This window comes from Mycobacterium sp. TKK-01-0059, assembly GCF_000709305.1.
Lineage (GTDB): Bacteria > Actinomycetota > Actinomycetes > Mycobacteriales > Mycobacteriaceae > Mycobacterium > Mycobacterium intracellulare.
The window spans coordinates 401,761-419,646 of sequence record NZ_KL446993.1 but is presented as its reverse complement, the minus strand read 5'-3'; the positions used below and the strand labels follow the sequence as shown (position 1 = coordinate 419,646).

The following is a 17,886-nucleotide window of genomic DNA, read 5'->3' as shown; positions in this document are numbered from 1 at the left end:
CGGGGCAGGCACCCAGCAATCACACCCGGCTGGCATGCGGCGCGCGAGGAGGGCCCCTCATGGGAATCGCATTAACCGACGACCATCGTGAACTCGCCGAGGTGGCTCGCGGGTTCCTGACCGCGCAAAAGGCGCGCTGGGCGGCGCGATCGCTGCTCGATGCCACCGACGAACCCCGGCCCGGATTCTGGCAGAACCTGGTCGAGTTGGGCTGGCTCGGCCTGCACGTCGACGAAGAGTACGGCGGCTCCGGCTTCGGGCTGCCCGAACTGGTGGTGGTGATCGAAGAGCTCGGCCGCGCGGTGGCGCCGGGGCCGTTCGTGCCGACGGTGATCGCGTCGGCGGTGATCGCCAAAGACGGTGCGGCCGAACAGAAGTCGCGGCTGCTGCCCGGCCTGATCGACGGAACGGTCACCGCGGGCGTCGGACTGGACGGCCAGGTGCAGGTCGCCAACGGCGTCGCGAACGGCGAGGCCGGAATCGTGTTGGGCGCCGGCCTTGCCGAGCTGCTGCTGATCGCCGCCGGCGACGACGTGCTCGTGCTCGAGCGCGACCGCGCCGGCGTTTCGGTCGAGGTGCCGGAAAACTTCGATCCGACACGGCGATCCGGCCGGGTTCGCCTGCAGGACGTGCGGGTGTCCGACGACGACATCCTGGCGGGGGCGCGGCAGTCGGCACTGGCCCGGGCCCGCACCCTGCTGGCCGCCGAGGCGGTCGGCGGGGCGTCGGACTGCGTCGAGGCGGCCGTCGACTACGCCAAGGTGCGCCAGCAATTCGGGCGCACCATCGCCACCTTCCAAGCGGTCAAGCATCACTGCGCGAACATGCTGGTGGGCGCGGAGTCCGGGATCGCCGCCGTCTGGGACGCCGCCCGCGCGGCGGGCGAGGACGCCTCGGAGGACGAGGCGCAATTCCGCCTGATCGCCGCGACGGCCGCGGCGCTGGCGTTCCCGGCCTACGTCCGCAACGCCGAACTCAACATCCAGGTGCACGGCGGCATCGGTTTCACCTGGGAACACGACGCGCACCTGCACCTGCGGCGTGCCGTGGTGACCACGGCGCTGTTCGGTGGTGACGCCCCGGCCGCCGACGTCTTCGAGCGCACCGCCGCCGGCGCCGTCCGCGAAAACAGCCTCGACCTGCCGCCCGAGGCCGAAGAACTCCGCGCCGGCGTCCGCGCCGACGTCGCCGAGATCGCCGCCCTGGACAAGGACGCCCAGCGCGACAAGCTGATCGAGACCGGCTACGTGATGCCCCACTGGCCCAAGCCGTGGGGACGCGCGGCCGACGCTGTCGAGCAGCTGGTGATCGAGGAGGAGTTCCGCGCGGCCGGTATCAAGCGGCCCGACTACGGGATCACCGGCTGGGTGATCCTCACCCTCATCCAGCACGGAACGCCTTGGCAGATCGAACGATTCGTGGAGAAGGCGCTGCGCAAGGACGAGATCTGGTGCCAGCTTTTCTCCGAACCCGACGCCGGCTCGGACGCCGCGTCCATCAAGACGCGGGCCACCCGCGTCGACGGTGGCTGGAAGATCAATGGCCAGAAGGTGTGGACCAGCGGGGCGCACTACTGCGCGCGGGGGCTGGCCACCGTGCGCACCGACCCCGACGCCCCCAAGCACGCCGGCATCACCACGGTGATCGTCGACATGAAAGCGCCCGAGGTCGAGGTGCGGCCCCTGCGGCAGATCACCGGCGGCTCGGACTTCAACGAGGTCTTCTTCAACGACCTGTTCGTGCCCGACGAGGACGTCGTCGGGGAGCCCAACTCCGGCTGGACGGTCGCCCGCGCCACGCTCGGCAACGAGCGGGTCAGCATCGGGGGCAGCGGGTCGTTCTACGAGGGCCTGGCCTCGCAACTGGTGCAGCTGACCCGGGAACGACCGGATCGGTTGGCGGGTGGGCACGTTCGGGTCGGGAACTACCTGGCCGGGGAGACCGCACTGCGCCTGCTGAACCTGCGGCGCGCCGCACGCAGCGTCGAGGGCGCGGGCCCGGGCCCCGAGGGCAACGTGACCAAGCTGAAGCTGGCCGAGCACATGGTGGAAGGCGCCGCGATCATGGCGGCGCTGCTGGGTCCCGAGGTCGCGCTGCTCGACGGCGCCGGCGCCCTGGCCGGCCGGCTGATGATGGGAGCGCGCGGCATGGCGATCGCCGGCGGCACCTCCGAGGTGACCCGCAATCAGATCGCCGAGCGGATCCTCGGCATGCCGCGTGACCCGCTGATCAACTGATTCCGCGGCTCACGCCGGCGCGAACTGCGGCGCGCCGGCGGCGCCCCGCTCCGGGCGGAGTGTGACCGGCATCCCGCAGGTCACCGAATCGGGTTCGCAGTCAACGATATTGGCCGCCACCCGTAGGCCACTCTGCTCGGCGAGTTCGACGATGGCGATGACGTAGGGGGTGGGGATCTCCGGGTTGTACGGGTGGTGGTTGACCGTGTAGGTGAACACCGTGCCGCGCCCCGACACCTCGCGCGCCACCAGCGAGCCCCCGCACTCGCGGCATTCGCCGCTCGCCGGATGCACCCAGCGCGCACAGCCGTCGCAGTACTCGATGAGCAGCGCCCCGTCTGACACGACGAATACAGTACACTCAATTGATTCGACGCGGCGACGGTGTGGTCTGACGGGCGGTGTACATGACGCATTTCGAAAAAGACGCGATCTTGTCCGGCATCGGGATCTCGCGGATCGGCCGTCGCACCGGCATTCCAGGCCTGGAGCTGACGATGGAGGCGGTGCGCGGGGCCATCGAGGACGCCGGATTGGCCGCGACCGACATCGACGGGATCGCCACGCTCGGCGACACACCCGCCGAAGACGTCAACGCGCAACTGCGCATCGACGCCGCGGACTGCGGGTCCGGGTTCGGCACCGGCGGCCTGCTGTCGCCGGTGATGTCGGCCTGCCGCGCGGTCGCCGAACGCCGAGCCCGGCACGTCGTGGTGTACCGGACCATCCAGATGCTCGGCGGCACCGTCCCGGTCAAGCAGGAAGAGAACGCTCCCGCCCCTCCCTTGGCGCGGATGTTCGAGACACCCGAGGGCGAGCCGAAGCCCGCCGTCGGGGCGATGGACGACGTCAACGATCTGGTTGCGGCGCAGGCTTATTCGGCCGCCAACTGGCTGGCGCTGAACTGCCGTCGTCACATGGAGCTGTACGGGACCACCAAAGAGCAGCTGGGGTGGATAGCGCTCAACGGCAGGCGCAACGCGGCGCTGAATCCCCGTGCGGTGTACCGGGATCCGATGACGATGGCCGACTACCTGGGGGCGCGGCCGGTCTCCACCCCGCTGGGACTGCTGGACTGCGATGTCCCGATCGACGGCTCGATCGCGGTGGTGGTGTCCCACGCGGAGTACGCCGCCGACTGTCCGCACCGCGCGGTGCGGGTGGAGGCGATCGGCGGATCCGACGGCGCCGGTGGCTGGTTTCACCGCGACGACTACCCGAAGATGGCGATGTCGGACGCCACGGCGCAGATGTGGTCGCGGACGCAGCTGCGGCCCGCCGATCTCGACATCGCCCAGTTGTACGACGGATTCACCTATCTCACGCTGGCGTGGCTGGAAGCCCTCGGTGTGTGTGGGGACGGCGAGGCCGGGCCCTTCGTCGAAGGCGGCGCGCGGATCGCCCGCGACGGCATGCTGCCGCTGAACACCTACGGCGGCCAACTCTCGGCGGGGCGTATGCACGGCTACTGGGCGTTGCACGAGGGGTGCCTGCAACTACGCGGCGACGCGGGGGAGCGGCAGGTCGCCCGCCGCCCGGAGGTCGGCGTCGTTTCCGTCGGCGGTGGGCCCGTCGCGGGGTGCATGCTGCTCACCTGTTGAGCGTGTGATTGAGTTCAGATGAGTGAGGACCCGAAGGCCGGCCACGCGGACAAACTGGCGTCGATCCTCGCCCGCGACATCGAGGCGGACATCGTCCGCCGCGGCTGGGCCGTCGGCGAATCGCTGGGATCCGAACTCGCCCTGCAACAACGCTTCGGCGTGAGCCGATCGGTGCTGCGCGAGGCCGTTCGCCTGGTCGAGCACCACCAGGTCGCACGGATGCGGCGCGGCCCCAACGGCGGGCTGTACATCTGCGAGCCCGACGCCGGGCCCGCCACCCGCGCCGTCGTCATCTATCTCGAATATCTGGGCACGACGCTGGGCGATCTGCTCAACGCGCGTCTGGTGCTCGAGCCGTTGGCGGCCTCGCTCGCCGCCGAGCGCATCGACGAAGCCGGCATCGCGCGGCTGCGGGCGGTGTTAGACGCCGAGGAAAAGTGGAAGCCGGGCTTGCCGGCGCCGCGCGACGAGTTCCACATCGCGCTGGCCGAGCAATCGAAAAATCCCGTGCTGCAACTGTTTATCGACGTCCTGATGCGGCTCACCACGCGCTACGCGCTGGCGTCGCGAACGGACTCGGCGACCGAGGCCATCGAGGCGGTCGAACACCTGCACGCCCACCACTGGAAGATCGTCGCCGCCGTCACGGCCGGTGATTCCGCGCGCGCCAAGACGCTGTCCGAGCGACACGTCGAGGCGGTGACGGGCTGGCTGCAACGGCACCATCCCGGCGAGAGGGCCCGCGGGCGCACGCGGCGGCGGCGTCTCGATTCCGAGGTGCCCCGCGGCAAGCTGGCCGAGATGCTGGCCGTCACCATCGGCGACGACATCGCCGCCAGCGGCTGGCACGTCGGGTCGGTCTTCGGCACCGAGGCGGCCCTGCTGGAGCGCTACCGGGTGAGCCGCGCGGTGTTCCGCGAGGCGGTGCGCCTGCTCGAATACCACTCGATCGCCCACATGCGGCGCGGACCCGGCGGCGGACTCGTCATCGCCGAACCCGCGGCCCAGGCCAGCATCGACACGATCGCGTTGTACCTGCAGTACCGCGACCCGAGCCGCGAAGACCTACGGTGCGTCCGAGACGCCATCGAGATCGACAACATCGCCAAGGTCGTCAAGCGGCTCGACGAGCCCGAGGTGGCGGCATTCCTCGCCGCGCATCGATCACGGCTGCCGGACGCCGCGCAGCCGACGCCCGACGACGTCCGGCGGGCGATCGCGGAGGAGTTCAATTTTCACGTCGGGTTGGCCCAGCTGGCCGGCAACGCGCTGCTCGACCTGTTCCTCCGGATCATCGTCGAGTTGTTCCGCCGGCATTGGTCGAGCACCGGGCAGGCGCTGCCCACCTGGTCGGATGTGCTTGCCGTGCACCACGCTCACTTGCGGATTGTCGAGGCGGTGGAGGCCGCCGACGAGAGCGTCGCCCGCTATCGCCTCCGCCGTCACCTCGATGCCGCCGCCTCCTGGTGGCTGTGATCGCGCCACCCGATGTCGCCCGCCGCGGGTGTGCGCGCAAATGTGATCTGTTGCGCGGCATAGCGAAGGCCCGTCTTGGGTACTGGAAGGGGGGATGGGCGACAGCCGATCCAGCAGGGGGTTGGCGCAAGTGATCGAAAGCGAGAGCGCTGAAGTGACGGCGGATACCGAAACCAGACAATACGGTTTCGTCCACTCCGCGTTGATTTATCACTCTCAGCAGGAGTTTTTGGACCTGGTGGGCCGCTTCGTGGGCGACGGTTTGGCATCAGGCGAGGCGGTGCTGCTCGCCGTGCCTCCCGAGACCCTGGCCCTGCTGCAGGGCGAGTTGTACGCCGGCCAGGCGCTGCCCGCCGACGTGTATATGACCGACGTCACCGACGCTGCCCGGAATCCGAGCCGGTTCATGGCGATGGAGGGCGCGTTCATCGACGAGCACCCGGATCGGCGGGTGCGGATCGTCAGCCAGCTCGCGTGGCCGGGCCGCACCGAGGAGGAGTTCGTCGCCTGCATCGAGCACGAAGCGCTGGTCAACACGGCGATGGACGCATACCCGGCAACAAGCCTGTGCCTCTACGACGCGAGCGCGATCGGCGACCAAGTCCTGGAGGATGCGCGAGCGACGCACCCGTTGTTGTGGAAAAGCGGTGCGCTACACCGCAGCCCGGACTATGCGCCGAACGAAGTGCTGCAGCGTTGCAACCAGCCGTTGGCCGCGAATCCCGGCGCCGTCACCTACATGGTGAGGAAGTCCGCGGACCTTCGGCCCGCCCGCTCGTTCGCCGTCGACTATGCGGGGTGGATGGGGCTTTCCCAGGAGTGCATCGAGGATCTGCAGCTGGTCGCCACCGAGTTGGCCAGCAATAGCCTGATGTACACCGGGGGCGCCTGCCGGTTGGCCTTCTGGAAAGACGACGGATATCTGGTGTGCGAGGCCCGCGACACCGGACAGTTCGACGATCCGCTGGTGGGCCGCCTCGACCCGGGTCCGTGCGGCCCCGCCAGCCGCGGGCTGTACTTGGTCAACGCCATTTCGGATTTGGTGCGCACGCACACCACCAGGACCGGTACGACGATTCAGGCGTATCTGCGCTTCGAGTCGGCGGCCAGTCCGGCGGGGTAGCAAGCGACCCGCCGGCAAGGGGATCCGGCGGGTCGCTGGGGTATTCGGTTACAGGATGCAGCCAAGTCCCAGGAGACCACAGCCGCTGTCGGCGGGCGCGGTGGTGGCCGTCGTCGCCAAGCATCCGGTCGGTGCGAAAAGCACGACCGCAAATCCGATGGCTGCTACGGCAGCTTTAATGGTCTTCTTTGTCCTGATTGGATTCATAACAATACCTTTCATCCGGAGGCATCGGCCGCGCGTGCAAACCGCTACAAAGTGGATGTTATAACGATAATTAAACACACGTAAAGTCCCATCGCATTATCCTTGACGAGCTGCCTTGGGGCACGTATCCATACCAATCATCCGGTGCCACAACGTCATTGACACAGCGATATCGGCCGGCGCTTCGCGCTTGCGACGCCTTTAGGCATGAATGTATCGACTTAGCGCGGCATCACTAAATGTCATTAATACGTCGCACTCGCCAATGATTCGACTACGAGAAATGCAGTCTGATCCGACTTCTTAATCCGCGACGACTGGATATTGCAGGCGACCCGAAGGGAACAGCTTCAGGCAGCGGTCCCCTCGGGTGCCTATCGTGATCCCTCAGAGCACGCAGTCAATGACTCCGCCACAGCCGGTCGTGCTGGTGGTGGGCGCACATCCCGTCAGTCCAAGCAGCGCCGCGGCCAGCCCGACGGCCGCTGCAACAGCTTTGAGGGTGTTCGACTTCATGATCGTGCCTTTCAGGTGAGGGGTAGTGTTCAACAGCCGTCTAATTGACTGTCGTTGCGCTTCATACCCCCTGTTAGACGTGTGTAAACCAAACTTTTCGTATTATTTTCTATATTTTTTTGTACGGTCGTATGGGAAGTTGCAGGAGCGGAGCGAAGGGGGCTAATGTCGTCGCTCATGCGTCTTCTCGCGCGTTTCGTAGTAGCCGGCACCCGCAGCGGGGTCTGATCCTGACCGACCCCCCGCTGTGGGTCGGAAGCTACTGCCGTCGGTCGCTCCAGCTGACCAGAGAAGACCGGCACCATGACTTTTCCCGAGCGCAACCCGCTCCAACATCTCGACCCCGCCACCGCATGGTTCGGCGATCGTTTCGGCGTCTCGTTGCCCCGCGGGCTGCGGGAGCACGCCGACGCCATGTCCTGGGAGACCTTCGTCGCGACGTACGCGCGCAGCACCGGGCCGCTGCGGCTAGGCCAATGGGAGTGCACGGGCGCGGTGCGACCGGGCCCGCAGGCCCGCAACTTCCAGGCCGTGATCGCCCTGGGCGACCGCATCGGCACCGCGACCGTGGCCGCCAGCGGCCCGATCGCGGCCCTGACCGCGATGCTGCACCAGCGCGGGATCACCGTCGAAATCGTGAACTTCCATCAGATGCAGTCGCCCACCGGCACAGCCACTTTCATCCGCGGCAGCGACGGTGCCCGCGCCGAGTGGGCGATGGGCCTCTCGGACGATCCGACGCAGTCGGCGCTGCGCGCGGTCATCGCCTGCGCCAACCGGTTGCTCGCGGTCGACTGATGCCGCGCGCAACCAACTAGAGGAGTTTCATTTGCGCTAGCGCCGGTGGTAGCGCAAATGAAACTCGGTCTCTACCGCGCCGGCGGTGACGGTGACACGCCGTCGCGGAAGTTCAGAGCGGGCGCAGGACGATCGGCATACCGTCCATCGGAATCGGCATGCCGCCGTAATCCCAGCGCGGCTGGTAGCCCGGCCGGGCCAGCTCGATGCGGTAGCGGCGCAGCAGCCGGTGCACCACGGTCTTGACCTCCAGCTGACCGAACACCATGCCGATGCACTTGTGCGCGCCGCCGCCGAAGGGCGCGAAGGCGTAGCGGTGATTCTTGTGCTCCGAGCGTGGTTCGGCGAACCGCTCGGGGTCGAATTTGTCTGGCTCCGTCCACAATTCGGGCAGTCGGTGGTTCATGCCGGGCCAGATGGTGATGTTGGTGCCGGCCGGGATGTAATGGCCCAGCAGCTCGGTGTCGCGCACCGCCATCCGCATGTTGAACGGCAACGGCGTCACCATCCGCAGCGATTCGTTCATGATCAGTTCGAGCGTTTCCAGCTTCTCCAGCGACTCGATGTCCAGCGGCCCGTCGCCGAGCCTGGCCGACTCCTCGCGCGCCCGCTCCTGCCATTCCGGGTTGGCGGCCATGTTGTAGACCATCGTGGTGGTCGTCGACGTGGAAGTGTCGTGGGCGGCCATCATCAAGAAGATCATGTGGTTGACGATGTCGGAGTCGGTGAAGCTGTTGCCGTCGTCGTCCTCGGTGTGGCACAGCACCGTGAGCATGTCGTTGCCCGTGGCGTTGCGGCGCTCCTTGACCCGCTCGTTGAAGTAGTCCTCGAGCAGCTGGCGGGCGCGCAGGCCGCGCCACCACTTGAACGGCGGAACCGGCTGCCGGATGATCGCCCCGCCGGCGCGGGTCGTGGTGGTGAACGCCTGGTTGACCTTGGTGACGAGGTCGTGGTCGGACCCTGGCTCGTGCCCCATGAACACCAAGGACGCGATGTCGAGGGTGAGTTCCTTCATCGCCGGGTGGAACAGGAACCGGGCGTCGTTGGTCGGCCAGCCGGCGACGATGTCGGTCGCCACGCGGTCGATGTGCTCGACGTAACCGGTCAGGCGGCTGCGGGTGAACGCCTCCTGCATGATGCGCCGGTGGTACATGTGCTCGTCGAAGTCCAGCATCATCAGCCCGCGGTTGAAGAACGGCCCGATCACCGGGTGCCAGCCCTTCTGCGAGAAGTCCTTGTTGCGGTTGGAGAACACGGCCTGGGTGGCGTCGGGCCCCAGCGCCGTGACCGCCGGCATGATCGGCGAATCGAGGTAGATCAGCGGGCCCTTGTTCCGGTAGAGGTACAACGCGTAGTCCGGGCCGCCGCGGAACAGTTCGATGATGTGGCCGAGGATCGGGAGCCCGGCGTCGCCCATCACGGGCTTCAGGTCGCTGCCGGCGGGCGGTTCCGCCAGGACTTTCGTGTCCCATTCGTGGGCGAGCAGACGCTTCTCGATCGCCCCCATGCCGGGGATGGTGTTCAGCGTCGGGGTGAATCGGCGCCGCGCCTGATCCAGCAGGTAGTGCGGAGTGCTGATGGTGGCGGTCATAGACGCTCCTTTGCGTGCCTTCGGGGTGACAGCGGTCACTGATTATTACCTTCGCTGAAAAACTTGACGGCTGTCAAGTTTGCTTTTTGCGCGCCGTGGTGCAAGGTCAGGGAGTGAGCAGCCACCCCGCCAATCCGGAGCCGGGCGCGCGTCGGCGTGGCGACAAGCAACGCCAGGCGATCGTGGAGGCCGTGCGCGAACTGCTGCAGGAAAAACCGTTCGCCGAGTTGTCGGTCAGCACCATCAGCCTGCGGGCCGGGGTCGCCCGTTCGGGCTTCTACTTCTATTTCGACTCCAAATACGCGGTGCTCGCACAGCTGATGGCCGAGGCCACCGAAGAGCTCGAAGAACTCACGCAATACTTCGCGCCACGCCAGGCGGGCGAGTCACCCGAGGAGTTCGCCAAGCGGATGGTCGGCAGCGCCGCCGCCGTCTACGAGCACAACGATCCGGTGGTGACCGCCTGCAACGAGGCCCGCCACACCGACGTGGAGATCCGCGATCTGCTTGACCAGCAGTTCGAGGTGGTGCTGGCGCAGATCGTCGCCATCGTCGAGGCCGAGATGAAGGCCGGGACCGCCCGGCCGATCAGCGACGATCTGCCGACGCTGATCCGCACCCTGACGGGTACCACCGCGCTGGTGTTGACCGGCGACCCGGTTCTGACCGGATCCGACAGCGACCGCGACCGACGGGTGCGCGTGCTCGAGCAGTTGTGGCTGCACGCCCTGTGGTCCGGCCGTCCCTAGCGCCGGTCTGGGTGATACCGGCGGTATCGTCACCGCCATGGCGAACAAGGCGTCCGGGCGGTATTTCGCGGGAAAGCGGTGCTTTGTCACCGGCGCGGCCAGCGGCATCGGCCGCGCGACGGCATTGCGGCTCGCTGCCCAGGGGGCCGAGCTCTATCTGACCGACCGCGACTCCGACGGTCTGGCACTGACGGTGGCCGACGCGCGCGCCCTGGGCGCGCAGGTCCGAAAGCATCGGGCGCTCGATATCGCCGACTACGACCAGGTGGCCGCGTTCGCCGCCGACATCCACGCCGCGCATCCGGCCATGGACGTAGTGCTCAACATCGCCGGCGTATCCGCCTGGGGCACCGTCGACCGGCTGACCCACGAGCAGTGGAGCAAGATGGTCGCCATCAACCTGATGGGCCCGATCCACGTCATCGAGACGTTCGTGCCGCCGATGGTGGCGGCCAAGCGGGGCGGCCATCTGGTCAACGTGTCCTCGGCGGCCGGGTTGGTCGCCCTGCCCTGGCACGCCGCCTACAGCGCCAGCAAGTACGGATTGCGCGGCGTCTCGGAGGTGCTGCGTTTCGATTTGGCCCGCCACCGCATCGGGGTGTCGCTGGTGGTGCCCGGCGCGGTGAACACCCCGCTGGTGGGGACCGTGGAGATCGCCGGTGTGGACCGCGAGGATCCCAACGTCGCCCGGTGGATACGGCGATTCGCCGGCCACGCCGTGTCGCCGGAGAAGGCCGCCGAGAAGATCCTTGCCGGCGTGGCCAAGAACCGATACCTGATCTACACCTCGGCCGACATCCGGGCGCTCTACGCGTTCAAAAGGCTTGCGTGGTGGCCGTATAGCGTCGCCATGCGCCGGGTGAACGTGATCTTCACCCGCGCCCTGCGGCCCGGCCCGCCCAACCCGGCGCCGCTAGTCCGGCATGAGCAATTCCAGCCGCACCCCGAGCAGGCGAACCGGGCGGTCGAGGGAGAATAAATCCAGGACGCGCAAGGCGGCAGCGACGATCGTGTCGCGATCGGTGGTGGGCGCGTCGAGTTTGCGAATCTTGGTGCGGGTGTAGAAGGTTGAGGTTCGCACGGTGACCGCCACCCGCGTCACGACCCGCGCTTCGGCCAGCACGTCGTCCAGCGCTTGTTCGGCCAAACCCGTTACGGCCGCGTTCATCTCGGCGCGATCGGTGAGGTCGCGGGGAAAGGTGACGACGTGGCTGCGCGAGCGCGGCACCCACGGCTCGGCGCTGACGTGGCTGTCACCCCCACCCTTGGCCAACAGCAGGAGCCACAGCCCGGTGCGCGCCCCGAACGTGGCCGTCAACAACTCGGCGTCGCTGTGGGCCAGTTTCCACACCGTCGTAATCTCAAGATCCGCAAGCTTTTTCGCGGTCTTGGGCCCCACGCCCCACAGCGCGTCGACCGGACGGTCGGCCATCAGCGCCATCCAATTCGCATCGGTGAGCACGAAAACGCCGTCCGGCTTGGCGAATCCGGTGGCAACCTTGGCGCGCTGCTTGTTGTCGCTGATGCCGACCGAGCAGGACAGTCCGGTTTCGGTGGAGATGACGCTGCGGATCTGTTGTGCCACCTCGCCGGGGTCCTCGGCGTGGACGGCGACGTAGGCCTCGTCCCATCCCCACACCTCCACCGGATGGCCCAGATCCCGCAGCAGGCCCATCACTTCACCGGACGCCGCGTCGTAGGCGGCCGGGTCGGAGGGGAGGAAGGTCGCATCCGGGCAGCGGCGGGCCGCCGCGCGCAGTGGCATGCCCGCCCGCACACCGAATTCCCGGGCCTCGTAGGAGGCGCAGGTGACGACCTTGCGCGGTTCGTTCGGATCACCGCTGCCGCCGACGATGACGGGCAGCCCGGCCAATTCGGGGCGACGGCGCAACTCGACCGACGCCAGGAATTGGTCGAGGTCCACGTGCAGGACCCAATCGCGTGCCGCCGCGGACATGCCGACGTTCACCTCCCACAAAGCTTGCGCGCCAAGCTTTCCCACGCGTCGCCCAACGTCTGCAGGGTGTGACCGCCGTCGTTCAGCTGATGCTCCACGTAATCGGTGTCGAGGAGGGCGAGCAGGGCGTCGGCCTGGACCACGAGGTCGCCGGACGTCTCCGCCGAGGCCAGCAGCACGCGCACGTGCCTGCGCAGGACGGCGGCCGGCGGCCCATAGCGGGTCCGCGGGTCGCGGTTGGCCGCCGACAGCAGCGCGTGATGGGTGTGGGCGAAGCGCATCCGTTCCCGGCCGAAGGCCACCAGCCGATCCAACGGCGGGGCGTCGGGCCCCAGCGGCGGGGGACCAAACAGAAACGCCTCTTGGCTGGCGCGTTCGTCCTCGTCGAGCAGCACCATCATCAGGCGGGCCCGGCTGCCGAACCGGCGGAACAGGGTGCCTTTGCCGACGCCGGCGGCGGCGGCGACGTCGTCCATGGTGACGGCGTCGGCCCCGCGCTCGGCGACCAGGCGACGCGCCGCATCCAGCAACAGCGCGCGGTTGCGCAGGGCGTCGCCCCGCTCCTGCGCCGGCAGCTGCGGCACGCACATCGGCAACTCGCCCGACCGTTCGACGCCGCTCACCCCTGCACTTTAACGCCGGCGGAATAAATCGGACCACAGTCCGTTTAGGTCGTGCGAGGATGTATACCAACGACCGAAGGGAACTGCGAGAGTGGCAATCAAAATCTTGGCGTTAGTGGGAAGCCTGCGCGCGGCGTCGATCAACCGCCAGATCGCCGAATTGGCAGCGGCGGTCGCCTCCGACGGCGTCAGCGTCACGCTCTTCGAGGGGCTCGCCGACCTGCCGTTCTACAACGAGGAGATCGACGACGCGATGAACGCCGACGCGCCGCCCCTGGCCCCGGTGGCCGCGCTGCGCGCCGCGGCCGCCGACGCCGACGCCGCCCTGGTGGTCACACCCGAGTACAACGGCAGCATCCCGGCGGTGGTGAAGAACGCGATCGACTGGCTGTCGCGCCCGTTTGGCGACGGTGCGCTGAAGGGCAAGCCGCTGGCCGTCATCGGCGGATCCTTCGGCCAGTACGGCGGCGTGTGGGCGCACGACGAGACCCGCAAGTCCTTCGGCATCGCCGGCGCGCGGGTCGTCGATTCGATCAAACTGTCCGTGCCGTTCAAGACGCTGGAAGGCAGGGCGCCCGCCGAGCACGCCGAGCTGTCGGCGAACGTGCGCGACGTGGTGGGCAAGCTCGCCGCCGAAGCCGGCTGATTGGCGGAAGTCGACAAGCCGTCCGGGAGGTGACCAGCGGGGTTGCCGCCGACGAATAGCCAAAGCCGCCAGCACCGTCTGGCGGCTTTGCTAGCTGTCGCTGGGCCCGTCGTGGCCAGCGGTTCGAAACCGGGGTTGTCGGTGGCCGCTGCTATACCGATATCTGGAGGCGCCTTGGCCTCGGCGTGTGATCTGCGACACGCCGGGGCGGGTTCCCGAATTTGTTCGACACAGGCCTTACGACCAGGGAATTTCAGAAATGTTATTCAGAACATCTTGTATCTCGACATCTTGTCAGCCACTAGGTGTAGTGTTTCGATGCACCGGCGGATCCCAGGATCGCCAAGCCAGCCAGGCTCGGTGAACCCCCCGAAATCGGCGCGAAGCGGTCGAAGACAGGTCTTCGGCACTGGTCGCCGCAGGACGGGAATCTGGGCGCCTGCCGGATCGCTGAACCTAGCAAAGACGCAGTCCAAAAGTAGTTGCCAGTCCATTGGGTCCCCCTCTTCCGCAAAGGAGCGGCATTCTATGAGCATCACCGTGTACACCAAGCCGGCATGCGTGCAGTGCAGCGCCACCTACAAGGCGCTGGACAAGCAGGGCATCGTCTACGACACGGTCGACATCACGTTGGACTCCGAGGCGCGTGATTACGTGATGGCGCTGGGCTATCTGCAGGCTCCCGTCGTGGTGGCCGGCAACGACCACTGGTCGGGTTTCCGGCCCGATCGCATCAAGGCGCTCGCCGCGGTGGAACTCAGCGCGTAAGGCAAGACGTTAGGTAAGGAGTTGCCGCACCATGGACACCACGGGGCGCAACCTGGTCTATTTCTCCTCCGTGTCGGAGAACACCCACCGCTTTGTGGAGAAGCTGGGGATTCCCGCCACGCGGATACCGCTGCACGGCCGTATCGAGGTGGACCAGCCGTACGTCCTGGTGCTGCCCACCTACGGCGGCGGGCGGGCCACTCCTGACCTCAACGCCGGCGGCTATGTCCCCAAACAGGTCATCGCCTTTTTGAACAATGAGCACAACCGTTCGTTGATCCGCGGCGTCATCGCCGCGGGCAACAACAACTTCGGCGCCGAATTCGCCTACGCGGGCGACGTGATCTCACGCAAGTGCGGCGTCCCGTACCTCTACCGCTTCGAACTCATGGGAACGCAGGACGACGTGGATGCCGTCCGCGCGGGCTTAGCCGATTTCTGGAAGGAACAGACGTGTCAACAACCGTCGCTGCAGAGCCTGTAACCACCGGAGCCCACGCGTTGCCGGGGGAGACGGATTACCACGCGCTCAACGCGATGCTGAATCTGTACGACGCGGACGGCAAGATTCAGTTCGACAAGGACCGCGAGGCCGCACATCAGTACTTCCTGCAGCACGTCAACCAGAACACGGTGTTCTTCCACAATCAGGACGAGAAGCTCGACTACCTGATCAAGGAGAACTATTACGAGCGCGAGGTTCTCGACCAGTACAGCCGCAACTTCGTCAAGACGCTGCTGGACCGGGCCTACGCCAAGAAGTTCCGGTTCCCGACGTTCCTGGGCGCGTTCAAGTACTACACCTCCTACACGCTGAAGACGTTCGACGGGAAGCGCTACCTGGAGCGCTTCGAGGACCGCGTCGTCATGGTGGCGCTGACGCTGGCCTCCGGTGACACCATCCTCGCCGAGAAGCTCGTCGACGAGATCATCGACGGACGGTTCCAGCCGGCCACCCCGACGTTTTTGAACTCGGGCAAAAAGCAGCGCGGCGAGCCTGTGAGCTGCTTTCTGCTGCGCATCGAAGACAACATGGAGTCCATCGGGCGATCGATCAACTCCGCGCTGCAGCTGTCCAAGCGCGGCGGGGGAGTTGCGTTGTTGCTGAGCAACATTCGCGAGCACGGCGCGCCGATCAAGAACATCGAGAACCAGTCCTCGGGCGTCATCCCGATCATGAAGCTGCTCGAGGACTCGTTCTCCTACGCCAACCAGCTCGGGGCGCGCCAGGGCGCGGGCGCGGTGTACCTGCACGCGCACCACCCCGACATCTACCGGTTCCTGGACACCAAGCGCGAGAACGCCGACGAGAAGATCCGCATCAAGACGCTGAGCCTGGGCGTGGTGATTCCCGACATCACCTTCGAGCTGGCCAAGAAGAACGAGGACATGTACCTGTTCTCGCCCTATGACGTCGAGCGGGTGTACGGCCTGCCGTTCGCCGACATCTCGGTCACCGAGAAGTACTACGAGATGGTCGACGACGCCCGCATTCGCAAGACCAAGATCAAGGCGCGCGAGTTCTTCCAGACGCTGGCCGAGCTGCAGTTCGAATCCGGCTACCCCTACATCATGTTCGAGGACACGGTGAACCGGGCCAACCCGATCGACGGCAAGATCACCCACTCGAACCTGTGCTCGGAGATCCTGCAGGTCTCCACGCCGTCGGTGTTCAACGATGACCTGTCGTATGCCAAAGTGGGCAAGGACATTTCGTGCAACCTGGGGTCGCTGAACATCGCCAAGACGATGGACTCGCCCGACTTCGCCCAGACCATCGAGGTGGCGATCCGCGCGCTGACGGCGGTGAGCGATCAGACGCACATCACCTCGGTGCCCTCAATCGAGCAGGGCAACAACGAGTCCCACGCGATCGGGCTCGGGCAGATGAACCTGCACGGCTATCTGGCCCGCGAGCGCATCCACTACGGCTCCGAAGAGGGCGTCGACTTCACCAACATCTACTTCTACACCGTGCTCTACCACGCGCTGCGCGCGTCGAATCGCATTGCGATCGAACGGGGAAGCAAGTTCGGTGGCTTCGAGAGGTCGAAATACGCCTCGGGTGAGTTCTTCGACAAGTACACCGAGCAGGTGTGGGAGCCGGCCACCCCGCGGGTCCGGGAGATCTTCGCCGAGGCGGGCATTCGCATTCCGACGCAAGACGATTGGCGGCGGCTGAAGGAGTCGGTGGCCGAGCACGGCATCTACAATCAGAACCTGCAGGCCGTCCCGCCGACGGGGTCGATCAGCTACATCAACCACTCGACCAGCTCGATCCACCCGGTGGCGAGCAAGATCGAGATCCGCAAGGAAGGCAAGATCGGCCGCGTCTACTACCCGGCGCCGTATCTGACCAACGACAACCTGGAGTACTACCAGGATGCCTACGAGATCGGCTACGAGAAGATTATCGACACCTACGCCGCGGCCACCCAGCACGTGGATCAGGGGCTGTCGCTGACGCTGTTCTTCAAGGACACGGCCACCACCCGCGACGTGAACAAGGCGCAGATCTACGCCTGGCGCAAGGGAATCAAGACGCTGTACTACATCCGTCTTCGCCAGCTGGCGTTGGAGGGCACCGAGGTTGAGGGCTGCGTGTCCTGCATGCTGTAGGACTTACGCCCGCAGCGCCGCCGAGCGTGAATATGGCGACGGTTCCACGGCGTGTCCCGTCGTGAGATTCACTCTCGGCGCGAGTTTTACAGGTTCTCGGCCGCGGCCGAAGTCCAGCTCCGCGTGCGCCCAGCGGCACCGTTAACCGCGGTGTCTTCGTCTGGGCCAGTCTGCCCAGGTCAGAAGCGACGACGGGGTAAAGTGCGTGAGGTGGTGAGAATGCCTCGACCTCCCAGACCCCACCCGGCCGCCAAGCCGGGGGCCAAGGTCGACGCGCGCAGCGAACGCTGGCGCGAGCACCGCAAGAAGGTGCGCGGCGAGATCGTCGACGCGGCGTTCCGCGCCATCGACCGCCTGGGACCCGAGCTCTCCGTGCGGGAGATCGCCGAGGAGGCGGGCACCGCCAAACCGAAGATCTACCGGCATTTTCACGACAAGTCCGACCTGTTCCAGGCGATCGGGGAGCGGCTTCGCGACATGTTGTGGGCGGCGATCTTCCCGTCCATCGACCTGAAAACGGACTCGTCCCGCGAGGTGATCCGGCGCGCCGTCGAAGAGTACGTCAACCTGGTCGACAAGCACCCCAACGTGCTGCGGGTCTTCATTCAGGGCCGCTCGGCGGCGAGCCCTCAGATCCTCAACGAGGGACGCGGCATCACCCTGGCGGTGGCCGACATGTTCGACAACGAGTTGCGCGAGATGGAGCTGGACCACGCGGCCGTCGAGCTGGCCGGGAACGCGGCGTTCGGCTGTGCCGCCTCGGCCACCGAGTGGTGGCTGGGCCCCGACCCCGACAGCCCCCTTCGCATGCCGCGCGAGCAATTCGTCGCCCACCTCACGACCATCATGATGGGGGTCATCGTCGGCACCGCCGAGGCGCTCGGCATCCGCATGGACCCTGACCAGCCGATCCACAGCGTGGTCCCGGCCAACCGCGCCGCGGGCTGAGAACCTTCGGCACGTTGACATCGCCCT

Annotated in this window: 17 protein-coding genes; 12 read left to right on the top strand and 5 right to left on the bottom strand. The window is 66.8% G+C overall.

The window, feature by feature from the left end:
- Nucleotides 1–59: 59 nt before the first annotated feature.
- On the top strand, nt 60–2,237 hold the full coding sequence (locus tag K883_RS02160) for an acyl-CoA dehydrogenase (RefSeq protein ID WP_036453602.1): 2,178 nt from the start codon (nt 60–62) through the stop codon (nt 2,235–2,237).
- Between the two features lie 9 nt (nt 2,238–2,246).
- Here K883_RS02160 and K883_RS02155 read toward each other — a convergent pair whose 3' ends face one another.
- Nucleotides 2,247–2,582 carry a Zn-ribbon domain-containing OB-fold protein gene (locus K883_RS02155; protein WP_020823281.1) on the bottom strand — a complete coding sequence of 112 codons (336 nt, stop codon included), beginning with the start codon at nt 2,580–2,582 and terminating at the stop codon, nt 2,247–2,249.
- 62 nt (nt 2,583–2,644) lie between these two features.
- Here K883_RS02155 and K883_RS02150 point away from each other — a divergent pair, with 62 nt between their 5' ends.
- The 3 genes from K883_RS02150 to K883_RS02140 all read left to right on the top strand — a co-directional run bounded on the left by K883_RS02150 (nt 2,645) and on the right by K883_RS02140 (nt 6,437).
- On the top strand, nt 2,645–3,838 hold the full coding sequence (locus K883_RS02150; RefSeq protein WP_036455244.1) for a thiolase family protein: 1,194 nt from the start codon (nt 2,645–2,647) through the stop codon (nt 3,836–3,838).
- A gap of 18 nt (nt 3,839–3,856) precedes the next feature.
- Nucleotides 3,857–5,314: a FadR/GntR family transcriptional regulator gene (locus tag K883_RS02145; protein WP_020823279.1), complete on the top strand. Its 1,458-nt coding sequence runs from the start codon at nt 3,857–3,859 to the stop codon at nt 5,312–5,314.
- A gap of 130 nt (nt 5,315–5,444) precedes the next feature.
- A complete protein-coding gene (locus K883_RS02140) occupies nt 5,445–6,437 on the top strand; it encodes a sensor histidine kinase (protein WP_020823278.1) in 993 nt (330 codons plus the stop codon).
- A gap of 594 nt (nt 6,438–7,031) precedes the next feature.
- On the opposite strand, the gene K883_RS28120 is transcribed toward K883_RS02140, so the two are convergent.
- Nucleotides 7,032–7,160, bottom strand: coding sequence for a hypothetical protein (locus K883_RS28120; protein WP_020823277.1), 129 nt, complete (start codon nt 7,158–7,160; stop codon nt 7,032–7,034).
- 303 nt (nt 7,161–7,463) lie between these two features.
- On the opposite strand from K883_RS28120, the gene K883_RS02135 reads away from it, so the two are divergent.
- Nucleotides 7,464–7,958: a 2-isopropylmalate synthase gene (locus K883_RS02135; RefSeq protein WP_020823276.1), complete on the top strand. Its 495-nt coding sequence runs from the start codon at nt 7,464–7,466 to the stop codon at nt 7,956–7,958.
- Nucleotides 7,959–8,070: 112 nt separating this feature from the next.
- On the opposite strand, the gene K883_RS02130 is transcribed toward K883_RS02135, so the two are convergent.
- Nucleotides 8,071–9,549 carry a cytochrome P450 gene (locus K883_RS02130; RefSeq protein WP_020823275.1) on the bottom strand — a complete coding sequence of 493 codons (1,479 nt, stop codon included), beginning with the start codon at nt 9,547–9,549 and terminating at the stop codon, nt 8,071–8,073.
- Between the two features lie 113 nt (nt 9,550–9,662).
- Here K883_RS02130 and K883_RS02125 point away from each other — a divergent pair, with 113 nt between their 5' ends.
- On the top strand, nt 9,663–10,298 hold the full coding sequence (locus K883_RS02125; protein WP_008259189.1) for a TetR/AcrR family transcriptional regulator: 636 nt from the start codon (nt 9,663–9,665) through the stop codon (nt 10,296–10,298).
- 37 nt (nt 10,299–10,335) lie between these two features.
- Complete coding sequence (locus K883_RS02120; RefSeq protein WP_036453601.1) at nt 10,336–11,277, top strand: SDR family oxidoreductase; 942 nt, start codon at nt 10,336–10,338, stop codon at nt 11,275–11,277.
- Here the strand turns inward: K883_RS02120 and K883_RS02115 are convergent.
- Nucleotides 11,212–12,255 carry a DNA polymerase IV gene (locus K883_RS02115; protein WP_036455243.1) on the bottom strand — a complete coding sequence of 348 codons (1,044 nt, stop codon included), beginning with the start codon at nt 12,253–12,255 and terminating at the stop codon, nt 11,212–11,214. The two genes, K883_RS02120 and K883_RS02115, sit on opposite strands and share 66 nt — an antisense overlap.
- 8 nt (nt 12,256–12,263) lie before the next feature.
- On the bottom strand, nt 12,264–12,878 hold the full coding sequence (locus tag K883_RS02110) for a TetR/AcrR family transcriptional regulator (protein ID WP_020823273.1): 615 nt from the start codon (nt 12,876–12,878) through the stop codon (nt 12,264–12,266).
- Nucleotides 12,879–12,969: 91 nt separating this feature from the next.
- On the opposite strand from K883_RS02110, the gene K883_RS02105 reads away from it, so the two are divergent.
- From K883_RS02105 to K883_RS02085, 5 genes are all read left to right on the top strand, one after another.
- Nucleotides 12,970–13,524: an NAD(P)H-dependent oxidoreductase gene (locus tag K883_RS02105; protein ID WP_036453598.1), complete on the top strand. Its 555-nt coding sequence runs from the start codon at nt 12,970–12,972 to the stop codon at nt 13,522–13,524.
- A gap of 528 nt (nt 13,525–14,052) precedes the next feature.
- Nucleotides 14,053–14,292, top strand: coding sequence for a redoxin NrdH (locus tag K883_RS02100; RefSeq protein ID WP_008259184.1), 240 nt, complete (start codon nt 14,053–14,055; stop codon nt 14,290–14,292).
- A gap of 31 nt (nt 14,293–14,323) precedes the next feature.
- Complete coding sequence (nrdI, locus tag K883_RS02095; RefSeq protein ID WP_008259183.1) at nt 14,324–14,776, top strand: class Ib ribonucleoside-diphosphate reductase assembly flavoprotein NrdI; 453 nt, start codon at nt 14,324–14,326, stop codon at nt 14,774–14,776.
- A 17-nt stretch (nt 14,777–14,793) separates the two neighbouring features.
- The gene (gene nrdE, locus K883_RS02090; RefSeq protein WP_020823271.1) at nt 14,794–16,911 is read left to right on the top strand and encodes a class 1b ribonucleoside-diphosphate reductase subunit alpha; all 2,118 of its coding nucleotides are present in this window, start codon (nt 14,794–14,796) and stop codon (nt 16,909–16,911) included.
- A gap of 219 nt (nt 16,912–17,130) precedes the next feature.
- On the top strand, nt 17,131–17,859 hold the full coding sequence (locus K883_RS02085; RefSeq protein WP_026071260.1) for a TetR/AcrR family transcriptional regulator: 729 nt from the start codon (nt 17,131–17,133) through the stop codon (nt 17,857–17,859).
- The last annotated feature ends 27 nt before the right edge of the window (nt 17,860–17,886 follow it).

Coding starts and splice junctions, on each gene's coding strand:
- K883_RS02160 (WP_036453602.1), top strand. CDS start 60: ATGGGAATCGCATTAACCGACGACCATCGTGAACTCGCCGAGGTGGCT.
- K883_RS02150 (WP_036455244.1), top strand. CDS start 2,645: ATGACGCATTTCGAAAAAGACGCGATCTTGTCCGGCATCGGGATCTCG.
- K883_RS02145 (WP_020823279.1), top strand. CDS start 3,857: ATGAGTGAGGACCCGAAGGCCGGCCACGCGGACAAACTGGCGTCGATC.
- K883_RS28120 (WP_020823277.1), bottom strand. CDS start 7,160: ATGAAGTCGAACACCCTCAAAGCTGTTGCAGCGGCCGTCGGGCTGGCC.
- K883_RS02135 (WP_020823276.1), top strand. CDS start 7,464: ATGACTTTTCCCGAGCGCAACCCGCTCCAACATCTCGACCCCGCCACC.
- K883_RS02130 (WP_020823275.1), bottom strand. CDS start 9,549: ATGACCGCCACCATCAGCACTCCGCACTACCTGCTGGATCAGGCGCGG.
- K883_RS02120 (WP_036453601.1), top strand. CDS start 10,336: ATGGCGAACAAGGCGTCCGGGCGGTATTTCGCGGGAAAGCGGTGCTTT.
- K883_RS02115 (WP_036455243.1), bottom strand. CDS start 12,255: ATGTCCGCGGCGGCACGCGATTGGGTCCTGCACGTGGACCTCGACCAA.
- K883_RS02100 (WP_008259184.1), top strand. CDS start 14,053: ATGAGCATCACCGTGTACACCAAGCCGGCATGCGTGCAGTGCAGCGCC.
- nrdI (WP_008259183.1), top strand. CDS start 14,324: ATGGACACCACGGGGCGCAACCTGGTCTATTTCTCCTCCGTGTCGGAG.
- K883_RS02085 (WP_026071260.1), top strand. CDS start 17,131: ATGCCTCGACCTCCCAGACCCCACCCGGCCGCCAAGCCGGGGGCCAAG.